The sequence below is a fragment of the Planomonospora parontospora genome (assembly GCA_014647935.1).
Lineage (GTDB): Bacteria > Actinomycetota > Actinomycetes > Streptosporangiales > Streptosporangiaceae > Planomonospora > Planomonospora parontospora.
The window spans coordinates 82,310-99,272 of sequence record BMQD01000003.1 but is presented as its reverse complement, the minus strand read 5'-3'; the positions used below and the strand labels follow the sequence as shown (position 1 = coordinate 99,272).

Below are 16,963 nucleotides of genomic sequence, written 5' to 3'. Positions count from 1 at the left end.
TAGCGATCCACCGCCCCACGTCACAGCCGAACACCGTTCCCACCCGGCCCCGCTCGAGGAGGCGGGGCGGCGGGGCAGGCGACCGCCGGAAAGGCGAAGGACCGGCGTCCCTGACCGAGGAGGGACGCCGATCCTTCTCACGCGGAGCGGCCTGGACGGCCGCGCGGCTCAGCTCACTGTGCGGCCAGATCTGTGCGGCCAGGTCCGGCCGCACAGGTCTGACCGTGCAGATCTGCGCGGCCGGATCGCTGTGCGGCTCAGACGGCCACGGCCAGCTGGGTGACCTCGCCCAGACGGGCCTGGGCGGGGACGTCCTTGGTGACGCCGCCGCCCGCGATGATGCGGACGGTCCAGTCACCGGGAGCGGCGAAGAAGCGGAAGACGCCCTCCTCCGAGACGACGACCTCGCCGGTGAACTCGCCGGAGTGGTCCAGCAGGCGGGCGTAGGCGGTGCCCGCACCCGTCACGACGCCCTGGATGACGGCCTGGGTCGACAGGTCGATCCCGGCGGGAAGAGCGGCGGTCTGCTCCGGTGCTGCGCAACCCTGGGTGCTCATCGGGCCTCTCCCAACTCGACCGGCACGCCCACAAGCGAGCCGTACTCGGTCCACGATCCGTCGTAGTTCTTGACGTTGGCCTGCTCGAGCAGCTCGTGCAGCACGAACCAGGTGTGCGCCGAGCGCTCGCCGATGCGGCAGTAGGCGATGGTGTCCTTGCTGAAGTCGACGCCGGCGCCCTCGTAGAGGGCCTTGAGCTCCTCGTCGGACTTGAAGGTGCCGTCGTCGTTCGCGGCCTTGGACCACGGGATGCTGCGGGCGGTCGGCACGTGGCCGGCGCGCTGCGCCTGCTCCTGCGGGAGGTGGGCCGGGGCGAGCAGCTTGCCGGTGAACTCGTCGGGCGAGCGCACGTCGACCAGGTTGAGCTTGCCGATCGCGGCGAGCACGTCGTCGCGGAAGGCGCGCAGGTTCTTGTCCTGCTCCTTGGCCTTGTACTGGGTGGCCGCGCGCTGCGGCACCTCGGTGACCAGCTCGCGGGAGTCGAGCTCCCACTTCTTGCGGCCGCCGTCGAGGAGCTTGACGTTCTCGTGGCCGTAGAGCTTGAAGTACCAGTAGGCGTAGGCGGCGAACCAGTTGTTGTTGCCGCCGTAGAGCACCACGGTGTCGTCGTTGGCGATGCCGCGGGCCGACAGCAGCGCCTCGAAGCCCTCGCGGTCCACGAAGTCGCGGCGGACCGGGTCCTGGAGGTCGTCCCTCCAGTCGATCTTCACGGCGCCACGGATGTGGCCCTTGTCGTAGGCGCTGGTGTCCTCGTCGACCTCGACGAGAACGACACCAGGGGTGTCGAGGTTGGCCTCGACCCAGTCGGCGTCCACCAGGGCGGCGGAACGGCTCATTGGGATTCCTCCGGGATTATCTTGCGGCGGGCAGTAGGCGGCGGATGATCAAATACGTCTCGCAGCCGAGGCAGAAGCCGAATGCGGCGTTGAGAAAGGCGGCGAACAGGGCCGCGGCGGTGGCGCCGAGGGCCAGTGGCGCGATCTGCGTTGCGTGTCCGACCAGGGCCGCCAGGGCGAAGGCGAGTCCGACCCGCTGCGCGAAGCGCGGCGGCCGGGCGTCCTCCAGGTCCCTGGGAGGGCTCTTCACAATCCCCTTGAAAACCATCCCGTACGGCGAGGCGCCGACGGCGCCCAGCGCGAACACCGCGGTCTGGGCCGCCAGCAGCCACACGCTGTCCGTGACGAGGACGAGCGCGAGGACGACGGCGGTTGCGGTCGCGGCGAAGCGAAGGGCTCTGGGATCAGCCTGCATCGTGCGATGCTCCTGAAGGGTCGTGCAGATCGGGTGCGGCCGGGGCCGCTTGGGATCGCCCTCAGGAAACGCGACAGAGCGCGGTGGCGACGCGGCAGAAGTCGACCGCGCGCCGCTTCGTCAGCAGCTCTGTCATGGGGTGCATGGCGATGACATTACCCCGGCGTCCCGCTATCTGTCACATCCCTGTCCAGTTTCTGAGACAGGGTGATCCGGAAGGCGATAAGGTGCCCCGCTCACTCACCGATGGCGAGGCCCAGCGCCCCGATGACGTCGGCCTTCCGTGGCTGGCCCGAGGCACGCTTCACCACATACCCCGACCGGTCGAGGATAAGCACGGTGGGGGTGCGCAGGATGTCCAGGGAGCGGACCAGCTCCAGCCGGGACTCGGCGTCGATCTCCACGTGCGCCGTACCGGGCACCATCTCCGCCACCTCGGCGAGGATCCGGCGGGTGGCCCGGCACGGCTGGCAGAAGGCGCTGGAGAACTGCACCAGCGTGGCCCGCTCACCCAGCTCCGCACCGAGGTCGTCCGGAGTCATCCGCTGCACGTCGCCCCTCACCTCGCGCGGCACGCCGCCGCGCCGCCGCAGCGCCACGCCCGCGAGCGCGGCCGCGGCGAGCGTCACCAGCAGCACCGTCAGACCGGTCATCGGGCACGACAACGCCCGCCCGCCGCGGGCCATTCCCGGTCCGGTCCGGCCCGGACCGGGTCGGGTCCGATTCCGGACCGGGCCAGCCTCCGGTCCGGGGCGCGGGAGCCGGTCCGGGGCGCGGGAGCGCGGGTCAGCGGGCCGGGACGACGAGCAGCACCCTGCCGCCGACGGTGGCCAGCTCGAACCTGTCGACGCCGCCCGGCGGGATGGTGACCGAGCCGCGGAAGGGGCCCGACTCCTCGTAGGCGGCCTGGTCGACGGTCCAGCTCCCGGCCGTCTCGCGGTTCCCGGCGGCGTCGACCGCGTCCAGCCGGAACCGGGTGCCCTCGGCGACCCCGGAGACCACCACCTCGACGGCGGTCGCCCCCGCCCCGGGCACGGCGGTCACCCGGGCCCGGACGGCTCCCTTCTTCTCCTCCCTGACCAGCGGCTCCTGCGGAGCGTCCAGCATGATCTGCGGGCCGGCCGACTCGCTGGGCGCGGCCTGCGCGGCCGACTCACTGGGCGCGGCCTGGACGGCCGCGTCCGGGGAGGGTTCGCGCTCCTTGCGGGAGACGTCGCCGTCGCGCGGGGCACTCGCCGCGTCCTCGGATGCGTCCTCCCCGAAGGCTCCGTACTGCGAAGCGCCGGGAGCGGCCGACGGAGCGGAGGCCCCGGAGTCGGGGGCCGAGGCAGCCGACATCTCCGGCGCGGACCGCTCCGCCGCCATCCAGACGGTCCCCCCGACGCCGGCCAGCACGACCGAGGCCGCCACCGCGAGCAGCGTCCGGGCCGTCCGGCGGCGCCGCCTGGTCCGGGCGTCGAGCAGCCGGTCGAGCACCGCACGCGGCGGGCTGGCGACCTGGACCACGTCCTCCTGGGAGACCCTGCCGAGGAACCCGGCGACCCCGGCCAGCTCCTCCGCCTCCGCCCGGCACTCCCCGCACCCGGCGAGATGCGCCTCCACGGCGGCGTGCTCCTCGGGGTCCAGCGCGCCCAGGGCGTACACCCCGAGGGACATCCGCACCTCGTCACAGTTCATCGTCATGGCGCGAGCCCCCGCTCCTCCAGCGCCAGCTTGAGCGCGCGCAGCGCGTAGTACGTGCGCGACTTCACCGTCCCGGCGGGGATGCCGAGCGCCTCGGCCGCCTCCTTGACCGACTTCCCCTGGTAGTAGACCTCGGTGAGCACCTCGCGGTGCTCGGGCCGGAGCGCGGCCAGCGCCTCGGCGACCGCCCAGGACTCCACGGCCCGCTCCAGCTCGTCCTCGGCGGGCACCACGGCCAGCGCCTCGTCGCCCGTCTCCGGCGGGCGGGCCCGGCGCGCCCGGTGCTGGTCGAAGACGAGGTTGCGGGCCACCGTGAACAGCCACGCGCGGATCGAGCGCCCGCCGAGCGCGTCGGGATGGCGCCAGGCCCGCAGCAGGGTCTCCTGCACGACGTCCTCCGCTCTCCCCGGGTCGCCCGTCAGTCTCAGCACGTAGCCGTACAGCGGCCCGCCGTGCTCGTCGAAGAGCGCTCTGACGAGCTGCTCGTCGGCGGTTCCGGCGTGGCTCACACCCTCACGACGTACGGCGGGCCGGATCGGTTCAGCCACGGTCACCCGCCCCGGTCGGCGGCGGCCCGGCACAATCATCCGCCCCGGTCACCGGCGACAGCCCGGCCCAGCCGTCCGACCGGGTCGGCGGCGGCCCGGCCGTCACCGGACACCCGCGACGGCCACGGCCACCGCGACGGCGGTGCCGCCACGGGCGGGGACGGGGGCCGCGGCCCGGCACGGGCCGCTCAGTCTTGCAGCGGGACGTCCGACGCCTCCGCCGTGATCCGCAGCCCTCCGGCCACGGGCGTCACCTCGGTGAACTTCAGGCCGAAGGGCAGGTTGCCGATCGGGACCTCGTAGCGGAGGAACCGCTCGGGGTCGGGCACCGTGATGCCGCCGCCCAGGGTGACCTTCTCCGGGATGAGCCGCAGGCCCTTCTCGGTCAGCTCGATCTTCATCCTGGCCTTCGCGGGCACCTTCCGCCCGAGGAAGGTGATCTCTCCGCCGACGTCGAGGCCGGAGGGGGAGACGTCGACCTGCATCCCCTTGGGCGCCCGCTGGTTCAGCGTCGCCTCCGGGACCACCACGGTGCCCACCACGCGCTCGGCGCGCACCTCCACCTGGTCCGCGCGGAGCACCAGGTCGGACAGGGGGGCGGTCACGCCGTACAGGACGGCGTCCACGCCGGACAGCCGGACGCCCGCGGCGTTCAGCGCGCCGACCTTCACCTCGACCTCGTCGTAGCGTCCGGCCACGGCCTGGGTCAGGAACGGCACGCCGTGGACGGTCACCTCCGGCGGGGCCGCCAGGTCGTAGCGCGCGGTGGCCCGCGTGGCGATCTCCTTCTCCACCCCGGCGACCGCGACCCTGTCCAGGATCGCGAGGAGAACGAGCAGCAGGATCAGAAAAGCGAGCAGCTTGCGCATCCGACTTCCCGTCGTTCGTTTCCGTGTCCGTTCCCGGATCCGGCCAGATTGCCACCGCGGCGCGTTCCCCGGCAATCTCACCCGAAACGTGAGCCCGGCTCTGTCACGTTTCCGCGGCAGGGCCGTGTCCCCGGCACCCCGGGACCATGCCGGCCGTGCGCCCGGAACCCGCCGGGCCGCACCCCGGGACCGCGCCGGCCGTACGCCCGGAACGCATCGGACCGTGCCCGGGGACCGTGTGCCGCCCGGGCCTCGCGTCAGCCGCCGGCAAAGGGCGGCAGCACCTCGACCGTCGCGTCGTCCGGGAGCACGATCGTCTCGTGCGCCCGGGCGCCCACCGGGTTCCCGTCCACCAGGAAGGACGACCGGCGCACCACGACGGCCAGCGCCTCCCTCCCCGCTGTGACCTTCACCACCAGCTCCGCCAGGTCCGCGGCCTCGAAGGACTCCTCCGCGACGCCCGCCGCGTCCTTCGCCGCCGCCCAGTAGCGGATCCTGCCCCTGGCCATCCGACGACCACCCCTTCCGGCATACGCTCGGTCAACATCTGATTACGGCGAATCCACCGGGGAAACACGTGTTCATCAGGTGGACGTCCGCTGGACGCCCGACCCTTCTCGGATATCCTCGCCTACTACGGGACCTGGGCGACGTAGCCCCCGGGTCCCTACGTGTTTTCGTACGGCTACCGCCGGCAAGACGCGGGAAGGAGGCGATCGTGGACGAGCCGGCCGAGCGCGCCCCGCACGAGAGCCTGCCAATGAGCCCGGCGAAGGAGTGCACGTGAGCAACCTCCTGCTTCTTACCAATGCCCTGCAGCCGTCGGCCGAGGTGCTTCCGGCCCTGGGTCTGCTGCTGCACTCGGTCCGGGTCGCGCCCGCCGAGGCGTCCGCGCTGCTCGACGCGGCGCCCGCCGACGCCGTGCTGGTGGACGCGCGCCGCGAGCTGGTCCAGGCCAAGAGCCTGTGCCGGCTGCTGCGCACCACCGGCCTCGACTGCCCCCTCCTGGTGATCGTCACCGAGGGCGGCCTGGCCGCGATGACCGCCGAGTGGGGAGCCGACGACGTCATCCTCGACAGCGCCGGGCCCGCCGAGGTCGAGGCCCGCCTCCGGATGGCCGTGGGCCGGATGAACCTGTCCGCCGCCGAGGAGGTCCCGGACGAGATCCGCAGCGGCGACCTCTCGATCGACGAGGCCACCTACACCGCCCGGCTCCGCGGCCGGGCGCTGGACCTGACCTTCAAGGAGTTCGAGCTCCTGAAGTACCTCGCGCAGCATCCCGGCCGGGTCTTCACCCGGGCCCAGCTGCTCCAGGAGGTCTGGGGCTACGACTACTTCGGCGGCACCCGGACCGTGGACGTCCACGTCCGGCGGCTGCGCGCCAAGCTCGGCGCCGAGTACGAATCGCTGATCGGAACGGTCCGCAACGTCGGCTACCGGTTCGTCCCCGAGCGCGGCGGCGAGGCCGCCGAGGAGCGCGAGCCGGCCCACCACTGAGCCGGCGGTCCCCGCCGCGGCCCCTGCCGCCGAGCCGGTCCCTGCCGCGGACCTCAACCGTCGAGCCGGTCCCCGCTACGGACCTCCGCCGCGGAGTCCGCGAGGCCCGCCGTACCACCCCGCCCGCCGTACCACCCGTCCCGTACGACCCGGCCGCCGGAGGCGGACGCGGGAAGGGGCCCGCCGGACGGTCCGGCGGGCCCCTTCTCTCGTTCGGGCCGTCGCGCTCCCCTACGGCAGGACCGTGATGTGGTTCGGGGTCGGCGGCGCGATCACCGGGTTCGCCGCGAAGTAGGCGGCGAACGCGTCGATGTCGAGCGGGCCGCTCCACACGTCGGTGCCCTGCGTGAAGGCGGCGAAGGCGTCACCGCCGCCGACGAGGAAGTTGTTGGCGGCGACCCGGATCGTCTGGGTGTCCGTCACGGCGACCCCGTCGATCTTGATGTCGGAGACCTTCGAGCCCCACGCCGCGCTCGCGCTGTAGGAGTAGGTCAGGTTCGACGACGGCTGCAGGATCTTGGTGAAGGCCTGGTTGTTGGGGCCGCCGGGGAACTGCTGCTCCAGGAGCGTCTTGAGCTGGGCGCCGGTGAGGGTGACCACCTGCAGGAGGTTGTTGAACGGCTGGACCGTGAAGGCCTCGCCGTAGGTCACGACGCCGTCGCCCTCGCCCGCGGGGGAGCTCGGGTAGGTGAGGCTCGCCCGGACGCCGCCCGGGTTCATCAGCGCGATCTGGGCGTTGCCGCCGGTCCTCGCGGCGGCCAGCTGGCCGTCGGCGATGAGGTTGCCCAGCGGGGACTCGCCGGAGGGCGCGGCCGTGTTCGTGATGTCCGCGGTGATCTTCCCGATCGGCTTGTTCGCGACCGTGGCGACGCGGTCCTTCCAGGTCTGGACGAACGCGGAGATCTCCGGGTCGGGGGTGACCGTCCGGGTCACGACCTGGTTGTCGGCGGCCACGGAGGAGCGGACCACGTCACGGGTGCGGACGTCGACCCGGAAGTCGACCTTGGTGATCACCCGGCCGAACGAGCCGCCCTGGCTGTAGAGGCGCTGGTTGCCCTTCGGGTCGGCGACCGTGCACAGGTACGCCTGGTGCGAGTGGCCGCTGAGGATCATGTCGATCTCGGCGTCCACCTGGGTGGCGATGCGGTTGCCCGCGCCGGGCTGGGCGCTGCACGCGTCGGGCGACTGGCCCGCGGTGACCTGGTCGCCCTCGTGCACCAGCACGACCTGCGCCTTGACGCCGACCAGCTTGAGCAGCCTGGAGGCGACGTTCGCGGCCTTGACCTCGTCGACGAACTCCAGGTCCTTGATGCCCTCGGCGGTGACGATGTTCGGGGTGGTCTTGGTGACCAGGCCGATGAAGCCGATCGGCACGCCGTTCATCCAGCGGATGGAGACGGGGGGCAGCGCCGGGACGCCGTACTGCCGCAGCAGGCTGCGGAGCGAGGAGCCGTTCCCGCCGAGCGCGGCGAGCGCGTCCTTCTCGGCGCCGGTGCCGCCCCGCTTGAGGATCACGTTGGCGCCGATGTAGTCGTACTCGGCGCCCTTCCAGGTGCCGGCGGGCGAGCAGCCGTCCACCGGGTGGCAGCCGCCCTTCATGATGCGCCGGAGCTCGGCGTAGCCCTCGTCGAACTCGTGGTTGCCCACCGCCGAGGTGGTGACGCCCACCTTGCCGAGGAACTCGACCGACGGCTCGTCGTGGAAGGCCGCGGAGATCAGCGGGGTGGCGCCGATCAGGTCGCCCTGGGCGACCTTCAGCGTGTTCTTGTCGGTGAGCTGCTTGAGGTGGGTGGCCGCGTAGGCCGCGCCGCCGGCGTCGACCGTGGCGCCGGTCTCGTCGACCATCCGGCCCGAGGACCCGGTCGGGGGCTCCAGGTGGCCGTGGAAGTCGTTGAGGGACAGGAGGCGGACCGGCACCGTCTTGGCGGGCTTGTTGCCCGCCTCGGCCGGTCCCGTCACGAGCACGAGGCCGGCGGAGGCGAGGACGCCGGCCATGGCCAACCGCTGGAAGGAACGGGACATCATGAAACACGACACTAGAGCCGTTATCTATGCATCGAATGTCCGCAAGGTAACGATTCATCTGGCCGGGAGATGGCGTCTTTTGCCAGTCCCCGGCGATCTCGGTGGCCCGGAGGGGTTCTAGAGTCCAGGACATGGACGTGCGTGTGGAACACCGGGAACGACTCGACGAGCGGGAGGTGGCCGCCGTGCTCGCGCTGGTCGCGGCCGCCACGGAGGCCGACGGGGTCCGCCCCCTCAACGAGCACGCGATGCTGCAACTGCGCCGCGGCGGCGGCGAGCACGCGGAGGCCGCGCTCCTGTACGCCGGAGGCGACCTCGCGGGCTACGCGCACGTGGACCTGTCGGACCCCGCCGAGGGCCCGAGCGCCGAGCTGGTGATCCATCCGGCCTTCCGGCGGCGGGGCCACGGCAGCCTCCTGTTCCGGTGCGTCCAGGACCGGGACCGGAACAGGAAGGCGGTCCGGGTCTGGGCGCACGGCGGCCACCCGGGGGCGGAGGCGCTGGCGAGGTCGCTGGGCCTGGTGAAGGTCCGGTCGCTGTGGCAGATGCGGCGCCCGCTCTCCGGCCCGCACGCGGCCCCCCTCCCCGGTTTCACGCTCCCCGACGGCGTAAGGCTGCGCACCTTCGACCCGGCGGCCGACGGCGAGGCCTGGGTGGCGCTGAACGCCCTGGCGTTCGCCCACCACCCGGAGCAGGGTTCCTGGACGCTGGACGACCTGAGGCTGCGTGAGCAGGAGCCGTGGTTCGACCCGGCGGGCTTCTTCCTCGCGGTGCGCGGCGAGCGGCTGGCGGGCTTCCACTGGACGAAGGTGCACGACACCGGCGGCGGACGGGGCGACGAGCCGATCGGCGAGGTCTACGTGGTCGGGGTGGACCCGGCCGAGCAGGGCGCCGGGCTGGGCCGGTCGCTGACCCTGGCGGGCCTGGAGCACCTGCGCTCGCGCGGCCTGGCCGAGGTGCTGCTCTACGTCGACGAGGACAACGCCTGGGCGGTCCGCCTCTACCAGGGGCTGGGCTTCACCCGCTGGGACACCGACGTGATGTACCGGAGGTGACCGGCCTCGGAGGGGGCCCGGAAAGCGGAGGGGTCGCGGGAAGCGGAGCGGGCCCGGGAAACGGAGCGGGCCCGGCATGAGAAGGCGCCGGCCGCCCGGGGTCTCCCCCGGGCGGCCGGCGCCCCGCTCACCGGACGGCTACTCGACCATCCAGTGCAGCGCGTAGTACGACAGCGCGGCCACCAGCGCGGCGGCCGGGATCGTGAGGATCCAGGCGGTCACGATGTTGCCCGCCACGCCCCAGCGCACGGCCGACAGGCGCTTGGTCGCGCCCACGCCCATGATGGCGCTGGTGATGGTGTGGGTGGTGGAGATCGGCGCGCCGAAGCCGATCGCCGCGCCGTACAGGACGGTCGAGGCGGCCGCCTCGGCCGCGAACCCCTGCGGGGGGTCCAGGGCGATGATCCGGCGGCCGAGGGTGCGCATGATCCGCCAGCCCCCCGCGTAGGTGCCCAGCGAGATCGCCGTGGCGGCGGCCAGGATGACCCACTGCGGGATCGGGTCGTTCTCCTGGACGTGGCCGCCGACCACGAGCGCCAGGAAGATCACACCCATGGTCTTCTGCGCGTCCTGCAGGCCGTGGCCGAGGGCCATGGCCGCCGCCGAGAGCGTCTGGGCGTGCCGGAAGCCGCGGTTGGCCCTGCCCGGGTGGGCCCGCCGGAAGGCCCACAGGATCCCGATCATGATGGCGCCGGCCAGCGTGAAGCCGACCAGCGGGGAGAGGATCATCGGGATGACGACCTTGTCCACCACCCCGTCCCAGTGGATGACGCTGGTCGAGGCGAGCGCCGAACCGATCAGTCCGCCGATCAGCGCGTGGCTGCTGGAGGAGGGCAACCCGAAGTACCAGGTGACCATGTTCCAGGTGATCGCGCCGATCAGCCCGGCGCACACGATCACCAGGCCGTGTGACCCCTGGGGGGCGTCGATGATGCCCTTGCCGACGGTCGACGCCACCTGGGTGCCGAGGTGGGCGCCCAGGAAGTTCATCGCCGCGGCCATGAACAGTGCGGCCCTCGGAGTCAGCGCGCGGGTCGAGACCGAGGTCGCGATCGCGTTCGCGGCGTCGTGGAAGCCGTTGGTGTAGTCGAAGATCAGCGCCACGACCACCACCCCGATGACCAGGGCGAGCGAGAGGTCCACTTAGCTTTCCTTGACCGCGATCGACTCGATCGTGTTCGCCACGTGCTCGAAGGCGTCGGCGGCGCCCTCCAGCTGGTCGATGACTTCCTTCATCTTCATGACGGTGAGCGCGTCGTACTCACCGCTGAAGAGCTTGGCCAGCAGGCGGCGGTAGACCTGGTCGGCCTGGTTCTCCAGGCGGTTGACCTCGATCCAGTACTCGTTCAGGTTGCGCATCGAGCGCAGCCGCGGCATGGCCTCGGCGGTCAGCTCGGCGGCGCGCTCCAGGACCTCGACCTGCCCGACGACCTCCTTGGGAAGGTGGTCGATCTGGTAGAGGACGATGAGGTCCGCGGCGGCCTCCATGAAGTCCATCACGTCGTCCAGGTTGGCCGCGAGACGGTAGATGTCCTCGCGGTCGAAGGGCGTGATGAAGCTCTCGTTGAGGCGGTTCATGATCGCGTGGGTGCGCTCGTCACCCGCGTGCTCACACGCGCGCATCTTCTCGGCCAGGGCCTCCCTGTCCGATCCTTCACTAATGATCTCTACCAGCAGCCGGGACGCTGTGACGAGGTTGTTCGCCGAGTCGGCGAACAAGTCGTAGTAGCTGTCCTCACTAGGTGTGAGACGCAGGCGCACGTCGATCTCCAGATGTGCGGGGATGGTCCGCAGAGAAGAGTAAGGGTTACCAGCGGAAATGCGAACTTCACCCGCTAGAGGCCCACTCTTCTCCCTGTCGCTACCCCCTGTATGCGCAGCGACACGCGGATCGGTGAGCTTTGGCGGCATCTTTCCGCCGACCGTTTTGCTGGTCTTTGACCATCTTATGGCGAATACTGATAGCACATGGGGGCCCGCGACGTATGGCGAGAGCGCCCGTTTCGTCTGCTCTGGTGGAGTCTGACCGCTTCGGTGGCCTCGGACCACGTCTTCCCCATCGCCGTGGTGACCGCACTCCTCGCCGGCGACCCGGACGGCTCGGCCGTCGGAGTGGTGCTCGCCGGGCGCCTGGTGGCCCTGGTGGCCTTCGCCGTCTTCGGCGGCGTCTGGGCCGACCGGCTGCCCCGCAAGTCCGTGATGGCGGTCTCCCAGTGCGTCCTGCTGCTGATCGTCGCCGCCGTGGCCCTCTGGCCCTCCCCCGCGCCCGCCGTGCTCGGCACCGCCGTCTTCCTCGCCGGCGGCACCGAGGCCTTCTTCCGGCCCGCCTTCCAGGCCTGCCTCGCCTCCGTGCTCCCGACGGGCCTGCACCGCACCGGCGTCGGCCTGACCAGCGCGTCCTGGCGGATCGGCGCCGTCACCGGTTCCGTCGTCGGCGCCCTGACGGTCACCGTCCTGGGCCCGCGGGCGGCGCTCTGGTTCGCGGTGGCGGGCTTCGCGGCCAGCGCCCTGCTGCTCCGCCGGGTCCACGAACCCCCCGCCGCCCACGAGCTCCGGCTCCCGGTCTCCGTCGAGATCCGCGAAGGCGTCGCCGAGGTCTCCCGCCGCCCCTGGATGGCCGTTGTGATCTCCGTCACGGCACTGCACCAGACCTTCATCGTGGCCCCCGCCCAGGTGCTGCTCCCGGTCACCACCGCGTCGCCGTACCGGTCCCCGCTGGACGGGATGTACGGCCTCACCCTGGCGGCGCTCTCGCTCGGCGGCCTGATCGGCGCGGTCGCCGCCATGCGCCTGTCGCCCCGGCGCCCCGGCCTCGTCGCCATGGCCGGGCTCCTGCCGTACGGCCTCGTGCCCCTGGCCCTGATGGAGCCGATCGTGCCGGGCTGGGTGTTCGCCTGCTACCTGCTGGCCGGGATCGGCCTGGAGATCTCCGCCATCGAGTGGATCATCGGCATGCTGCGCACCGTCCGGTCCGACCGGCAGGCCCGCGTGGCCTCCCTGGAGTGGATGGCGGCACTGAGCATGAGCCCGTTCGGCCTGGCGCTGGCGGTGCCGCTCTCGGAGTCGCTGGGCCCCGACCTCTTCCTGACCGTCAGCGCCGCCACCGCCCTCCTGCCGCTCCTCGCCCTGCTCGTCCCGGGGCTGCCCCTCTTCGACGGCGAGCGCGGCTCCGGCGGAGGCCGGCGCGGCCCTGGCGGCGAACCCGCCCCCGGCGGCGGGCCCGATCCGGACGGCGAGGCCGGCGTCAGATCCGGGTCCGGTGGAAGTTCAGGTGGGAGCGGCTCGGAGTCGGGCCCCGCTGGCCCTGGTAGCGGGAACCGTACTTCTCGGAACCGTAGGGATGCATCGCCGGCGAGCTGAGCCGGAACATGCACAACTGGCCGATCTTCATCCCCGGCCAGAGCTTGATCGGCAGCGTCGCGACATTGGACAGCTCCAGCGTCACGTGCCCGCTGAACCCCGGGTCGATGAAACCGGCCGTGGAGTGCGTGAGCAGGCCGAGCCTGCCCAGGGAGCTCTTGCCCTCCAGACGGGAGGCGATGTCGTCCGGCAGGGTGATGACCTCGTAGGTGCTGGCCAGGACGAACTCCCCCGGGTGCAGGATGAACGGTTCGTCCCCCTCGGGCTCGACCATGCGGGTCAGGTCGGACTGCTCCGCCGCGGGGTCGATGTGCGGGTAGCGGTGGTTCTCGAAGACCCTGAAGTAACGGTCCAGCCGCACGTCGACGCTGGACGGCTGGACCATCTCCGGCTGGAAGGGATCGAGTCCGACCCGTCCGGACTCGATCTCGGCGAGGATGTCACGATCGGAAAGCAGCACGTGAGGCAACCTACCAACGCTCGCCCGGTCCGGATAAGCCGAGAAACTCGGGCCCGTGGAGGGTCCAGAGTGGCCGGAGTTTCCGCTACAGTGGTTGGCGCGGCACGCCGCTGCGGGTGTAGTTCAATGGCAGAACATCAGCTTCCCAAGCTGACAGCGCGGGTTCGATTCCCGTCACCCGCTCCAAGAGTGAAGGCCCAGGTCAGGAAACAATTCCAGACCCGGGCCTTGATCGTTCCTGAGCCGCTTCGGCACCGTGCGAGGCCGAACGCCGCTCCGGTGAAATCAGCTCGCCTCCTGCAGCGGCTGGAACTGGACGCTCAGCCGCATTTCCAGAGCCTCCGCCAGCCGCTCCAGCATCGGGATGGTGGGCATCGTCCCGCCCGCCTCGAACCGCGCCACCGCCGGCTGCTTCAGCCCTGTACGCTCGGCCAGATCGGCCTGGGTCAGCCCGAGCTGCTCACGCCGCAACCGCACCGCCTCACCCAGCTCGAACCGGATCCTGGCCGCCTCGTATGCCGCTCCCGCACCAGGGCGGCTCATGATCTCGGCCTTCTTGTCCGCCCAGGCCCTGCGCTCTCCCATGCCGCTCACTCCTCATCCGCGGTGTGGGCCTCGGCGATGCACCGCCGCATGGCCCGCCACGCACGCTCGATCTCGGCGGACTCCCTCATCCGCTGCTTACGGAACACCGTCAGCATGATGATCCGCCTCCCCGGAGCGATCCAGTAGGTGATCCGTACCGCCTCCCGGTGCAGATGGAACCGCAGTTCTCGCAGCTTGCCGCGAAGTTGCCGGGTGTAGGGCTCGTCGAGCAGGACACCACGCTCGGCCAGCAGATCGACGTAGAACGCCGCAGTCTCCTGGTCCTCCTGATCAAGCGTGTCGAACCACTCATCGACCTCCGGCTCCAGCTCCACCTCTCCCCAGTTCATAACACGGACGTTATAGCGAGAGCAAGAACCTCGTCCCGAGAACGTGAAACCGGGCTTCTCCAGCGATCAGCCCTATCCCTGGAAGCATCTGTGATCACGAATGTGATCGCCGTGCCATTAGCGTGCCATTAGACAGGGTGACGAGAGGTCAACCACGGTCACTCACGACCGGCCGAACGCCCAGCCCAGGCCTCCTCCGAGGCATGATCGACGCACTTCCCAAGCTGACAGCGCGGGTTCGATTCCCGTCACCCGCTCCAAAATCTCTCAAGCGAGTACGGCTGGCAGCAGCCTGAACGCCGGAATGTGCCGGGGCCGGATCAGAGCGAAGTCTCGGCGATCGAGCGTCGCGATCTGCGTGACATCCAACCGCTCAGCGATGGCGACGACAGACACATCCGCCGGATCAAGACGCGCGTCCCTGTAGAACCGGACGAGTTCGGCCATACGCCGCACGTCAGCAGGGCAGAGATCGACCAACTCGAACTCTTCCGTCACTAGGTCAAGGAACTGGGCGTGTACGGCCGCCCCATGTGCTTGTTGATCGTCCAACCGGCTTCGATGAGAACCGTCGAGGGCAGCAGCAGCGGCCCCTCCAGTTCCTCCAAGAGACGTACACATGAGGCGTGGTGCTTGTCATCTCGGTCGACGACGGCGATCAGAGGGCCGGTGTCCAGAAGCGTGGCGGTCACACCGACCGATTGAACCGCTCTGTCAGAAGATCTTCGACCCGTTCCGACAGATCGCCTTCGCCAGACGCACCGATCCCAGCGATCGACAGTCTGCGATGCCGGACCGGTTCAGATGTCGCTTCGGCAGCCTCCGCCAGCTCGGGATCAGCACTCACCAACCGCAGAAGACGACGCGCCTGGGTCGGCGATAGCCGATCCACCAGGTGATGAAGCTCCTCATGCGCATGTCCGGCGCTCATGGGTACGAGTCTACGACGGTGGTCCCGCCATCCGCAGTAGACGCCTAGGCAGGGCCCTCATCACACGCCAGATCCGTGCCAGAACCGGCGGGGAACCATGATCACTCACGAGGGCTCGCGATCAACCGGCCCACGCCGACCTGCACCCCTTTTTTCGCAGTTCAGCAGGGGGTCGGTAACCGGTCCCCAAGCTGACAGCGCGGGTTCGATTCCCGTCACCCGCTCCACGCACCGAGGCCCGGGTCAGGAAGAGATTCCCGACCCGGGCATTGATCGTTCCTGGAGCCTGCGAGCCGCCTCCCCGGAAGTTCACCGCCGGCATGGTGAAGCCGGGGATCTCTCCGCCTCTCCTCTGTAAGCTCATGGCCAGCGGGAGGAGCCGCCACATGACCACGCAGCCACAGGACTTCCCCGCTTCCATCCCACCGGCGCCGGAGAAGAACCTGCGTGCCATCCGCGCCGCTCTGGTCACGTCTCAAGACCGCGAAGCATTCGACGCCGGGCTCGGAGCCGTACTCGACGAAGTCCGGGTCAGCCTGGATCTCAGCATGCTGAACGCCTTCGTCCACCGCTGGTGGATCTCCGCGTGCGACTCGGCGAAGGACCCCGAAGGACGCCGCCGGATGCACGCCAGGGCCGAGCAGATCATCGCCGGCGAGCCATCCCGCCGGGGCAGACCGTGGCGTGAGGTTCTGACGGAGCGCGGAATCGAGTTGTAGGTGTACCAGGTCCTGCTCGGCCCGATCGCCGAGGAACGGACCACCGAACTCCCCGAGGAAGCCCTGCGTCCGCTCGCGGAACCGCTCGTCCTCCTGGAGATCGCGCCGTGGAGCGGACGACCGTACAATCCCGCCGACCCCAAGGCGAACATGCTCACCCACGCCTTCGGCGAACGGGGTCTCGCGACGTACATCGCGCTGGGCGAACAACGCGAGGTCTACCTCATCCGAATCGAATGGCCGTAACGGCTTCACATCCGGGCTCGACCACCCCGCTCCCACCTCACAGGGTGAGCTTGCTCCGAACATCCTCTGCGGGAAACCCGGCGCCTCCGGCGGGGCGCTGGGGCGCCGAGGAGGTCGGCGGGCGAGTGCGTCACCGGACCGTCACGAACGGGGAAGTGACGCCCGCATCCTGTTCACGGCCCGCAACACCTCGTCACGGTTCTTGGCCGACTTCAACCATTTCGGAAGTCGAGCCAGCATGCTCATCGAACCCGGCACCGCGCGTCGTTCCCTCAACCGGGCCGCGACGTAGGACTCCAGCAGATCAAGGTGCCGAACGTTGTAGGCCCACAGGACATGGCCGCGACAGTCGGCCTGCAGCCACAGCGGAAGCCGGAAGAAGGGGTCGACCGGCCCGCCCGTCAGGGACACCGAGGTGAACTCGTCCTTGGACGATCCGCATGCCCCGCACCGGAGCCGCCGGCGGACCCCCAGCGCCCCGGAGCCGGTCTTCGGCGCATGTTCAGGGCCACCGAGATTCCCCAGCACAACCGCACAACCATCGCAAGCGGGACAACGCACCAGGACGTCGTCCGCGAACCGGTCCACCCGAACGAGCGGATCCCGGAACCGGTCGCCGATCCTCACACTGCCGGCACTCACCCGATCATCATGCCGGAACACCGGATCGCCGTGCCATCAGCGTGCCGGCACACAGGGTGACGAGGACCGGCCGAGTGGTCGGAAATCTCGCTTCCACCGGTGTCACCGAGGAGGCGAGCCTGGCCGTGGTCGGCGCCGAGGGCGACGGCCATGGTTTCCGTGGCGCCATGGGAATGCGTCACGGA

The 16,963-nt window shown here is 70.6% G+C and carries 24 protein-coding genes and 1 tRNA gene; 6 read left to right on the top strand and 19 right to left on the bottom strand.

Going from position 1 to position 16,963, the window contains the following annotated elements:
- Positions 1-257: 257 nt before the first annotated feature.
- From IEZ07_RS05840 to IEZ07_RS05805, 9 genes are all read right to left on the bottom strand, one after another.
- A complete protein-coding gene (locus tag IEZ07_RS05840; RefSeq protein WP_068896404.1) occupies positions 258-557 on the bottom strand; it encodes a DUF1416 domain-containing protein in 300 nt (99 codons plus the stop codon).
- A complete protein-coding gene (locus IEZ07_RS05835; protein ID WP_068896402.1) occupies positions 554-1,393 on the bottom strand; it encodes a sulfurtransferase in 840 nt (279 codons plus the stop codon). The genes IEZ07_RS05840 and IEZ07_RS05835 overlap by 4 nt, the downstream gene beginning before the upstream one ends.
- 16 nt (positions 1,394-1,409) lie before the next feature.
- Positions 1,410-1,808, bottom strand: a complete 399-nt coding sequence (locus IEZ07_RS05830; protein WP_191893844.1) for a DUF4395 domain-containing protein — start codon at positions 1,806-1,808, stop codon at positions 1,410-1,412.
- Between the two features lie 61 nt (positions 1,809-1,869).
- The gene (locus IEZ07_RS36255) at positions 1,870-1,944 is read right to left on the bottom strand and encodes an Ms5788A family Cys-rich leader peptide (RefSeq protein ID WP_369690507.1); all 75 of its coding nucleotides are present in this window, start codon (positions 1,942-1,944) and stop codon (positions 1,870-1,872) included.
- 100 nt (positions 1,945-2,044) lie between these two features.
- Complete coding sequence (locus IEZ07_RS05825; RefSeq protein WP_191893843.1) at positions 2,045-2,461, bottom strand: TlpA family protein disulfide reductase; 417 nt, start codon at positions 2,459-2,461, stop codon at positions 2,045-2,047.
- A 133-nt stretch (positions 2,462-2,594) separates the two neighbouring features.
- Positions 2,595-3,491 (bottom strand): zf-HC2 domain-containing protein, encoded by an 897-nt coding sequence (locus IEZ07_RS35470; protein ID WP_239319621.1) that lies wholly within the window; start codon positions 3,489-3,491, stop codon positions 2,595-2,597.
- Positions 3,488-4,000, bottom strand: coding sequence for a sigma-70 family RNA polymerase sigma factor (locus IEZ07_RS05815; RefSeq protein WP_068896393.1), 513 nt, complete (start codon positions 3,998-4,000; stop codon positions 3,488-3,490). Before IEZ07_RS05815 ends, IEZ07_RS35470 begins: the two co-directional genes overlap by 4 nt.
- A 227-nt stretch (positions 4,001-4,227) precedes the next feature.
- A complete protein-coding gene (locus IEZ07_RS05810) occupies positions 4,228-4,908 on the bottom strand; it encodes an LmeA family phospholipid-binding protein (RefSeq protein WP_191893842.1) in 681 nt (226 codons plus the stop codon).
- Positions 4,909-5,165: 257 nt separating this feature from the next.
- Positions 5,166-5,417 (bottom strand): MoaD/ThiS family protein, encoded by a 252-nt coding sequence (locus tag IEZ07_RS05805; protein WP_191893841.1) that lies wholly within the window; start codon positions 5,415-5,417, stop codon positions 5,166-5,168.
- Between the two features lie 274 nt (positions 5,418-5,691).
- Here IEZ07_RS05805 and IEZ07_RS05800 point away from each other — a divergent pair, with 274 nt between their 5' ends.
- Positions 5,692-6,405 (top strand): winged helix-turn-helix domain-containing protein, encoded by a 714-nt coding sequence (locus tag IEZ07_RS05800; RefSeq protein WP_191893840.1) that lies wholly within the window; start codon positions 5,692-5,694, stop codon positions 6,403-6,405.
- A 231-nt stretch (positions 6,406-6,636) separates the two neighbouring features.
- Here the strand turns inward: IEZ07_RS05800 and IEZ07_RS05795 are convergent, their stop codons facing one another.
- A complete protein-coding gene (locus IEZ07_RS05795) occupies positions 6,637-8,430 on the bottom strand; it encodes a bifunctional metallophosphatase/5'-nucleotidase (protein WP_191893839.1) in 1,794 nt (597 codons plus the stop codon).
- 131 nt (positions 8,431-8,561) lie between these two features.
- Here IEZ07_RS05795 and mshD point away from each other — a divergent pair, with 131 nt between their 5' ends.
- Positions 8,562-9,485, top strand: a complete 924-nt coding sequence (gene mshD, locus IEZ07_RS05790) for a mycothiol synthase (protein ID WP_191893838.1) — start codon at positions 8,562-8,564, stop codon at positions 9,483-9,485.
- Between the two features lie 138 nt (positions 9,486-9,623).
- Here the strand turns inward: mshD and IEZ07_RS05785 are convergent, their stop codons facing one another.
- On the bottom strand, positions 9,624-10,628 hold the full coding sequence (locus IEZ07_RS05785; RefSeq protein WP_191893837.1) for an inorganic phosphate transporter: 1,005 nt from the start codon (positions 10,626-10,628) through the stop codon (positions 9,624-9,626).
- Positions 10,629-11,246 (bottom strand): DUF47 domain-containing protein, encoded by a 618-nt coding sequence (locus IEZ07_RS05780; protein ID WP_068896381.1) that lies wholly within the window; start codon positions 11,244-11,246, stop codon positions 10,629-10,631.
- Between the two features lie 273 nt (positions 11,247-11,519).
- Between IEZ07_RS05780 and IEZ07_RS05775 the strand changes: the two genes are divergently transcribed.
- A complete protein-coding gene (locus IEZ07_RS05775; protein ID WP_191893836.1) occupies positions 11,520-12,845 on the top strand; it encodes an MFS transporter in 1,326 nt (441 codons plus the stop codon).
- Here the strand turns inward: IEZ07_RS05775 and dcd are convergent.
- Positions 12,730-13,305, bottom strand: coding sequence for a dCTP deaminase (dcd, locus tag IEZ07_RS05770; protein ID WP_068896379.1), 576 nt, complete (start codon positions 13,303-13,305; stop codon positions 12,730-12,732). The two genes, IEZ07_RS05775 and dcd, sit on opposite strands and share 116 nt — an antisense overlap.
- A 112-nt stretch (positions 13,306-13,417) precedes the next feature.
- Between dcd and IEZ07_RS05765 the strand changes: the two genes are divergently transcribed.
- Positions 13,418-13,491, top strand: a tRNA-Gly gene (locus tag IEZ07_RS05765).
- Positions 13,492-13,590: 99 nt separating this feature from the next.
- Here IEZ07_RS05765 and IEZ07_RS05760 read toward each other — a convergent pair.
- The 5 genes from IEZ07_RS05760 to IEZ07_RS05740 all read right to left on the bottom strand — a co-directional run bounded on the left by IEZ07_RS05760 (position 13,591) and on the right by IEZ07_RS05740 (position 15,171).
- The gene (locus tag IEZ07_RS05760; protein WP_191893835.1) at positions 13,591-13,890 is read right to left on the bottom strand and encodes a helix-turn-helix domain-containing protein; all 300 of its coding nucleotides are present in this window, start codon (positions 13,888-13,890) and stop codon (positions 13,591-13,593) included.
- Between the two features lie 5 nt (positions 13,891-13,895).
- Complete coding sequence (locus IEZ07_RS05755; protein WP_191893834.1) at positions 13,896-14,240, bottom strand: type II toxin-antitoxin system RelE/ParE family toxin; 345 nt, start codon at positions 14,238-14,240, stop codon at positions 13,896-13,898.
- Between the two features lie 267 nt (positions 14,241-14,507).
- A complete protein-coding gene (locus tag IEZ07_RS05750) occupies positions 14,508-14,738 on the bottom strand; it encodes a PIN domain-containing protein (protein WP_204054291.1) in 231 nt (76 codons plus the stop codon).
- Positions 14,738-14,932, bottom strand: a complete 195-nt coding sequence (locus tag IEZ07_RS05745; RefSeq protein ID WP_191894113.1) for a PIN domain-containing protein — start codon at positions 14,930-14,932, stop codon at positions 14,738-14,740. The genes IEZ07_RS05750 and IEZ07_RS05745 overlap by 1 nt, the downstream gene beginning before the upstream one ends.
- Entirely contained in the window at positions 14,929-15,171 is a 243-nt protein-coding gene (locus IEZ07_RS05740; RefSeq protein ID WP_191893832.1) for a hypothetical protein, read from the bottom strand. The genes IEZ07_RS05745 and IEZ07_RS05740 overlap by 4 nt, the downstream gene beginning before the upstream one ends.
- Before the next feature lie 386 nt (positions 15,172-15,557).
- Here IEZ07_RS05740 and IEZ07_RS05735 point away from each other — a divergent pair, with 386 nt between their 5' ends.
- The gene (locus IEZ07_RS05735; RefSeq protein WP_191893831.1) at positions 15,558-15,890 is read left to right on the top strand and encodes a DUF6247 family protein; all 333 of its coding nucleotides are present in this window, start codon (positions 15,558-15,560) and stop codon (positions 15,888-15,890) included.
- Positions 15,891-16,136 carry a hypothetical protein gene (locus IEZ07_RS05730; protein ID WP_191893830.1) on the top strand — a complete coding sequence of 82 codons (246 nt, stop codon included), beginning with the start codon at positions 15,891-15,893 and terminating at the stop codon, positions 16,134-16,136.
- 141 nt (positions 16,137-16,277) lie between these two features.
- On the opposite strand, the gene IEZ07_RS05725 is transcribed toward IEZ07_RS05730, so the two are convergent.
- Positions 16,278-16,778, bottom strand: a complete 501-nt coding sequence (locus IEZ07_RS05725) for a hypothetical protein (RefSeq protein WP_204054292.1) — start codon at positions 16,776-16,778, stop codon at positions 16,278-16,280.
- Positions 16,779-16,963: the final 185 nt, after the last annotated feature.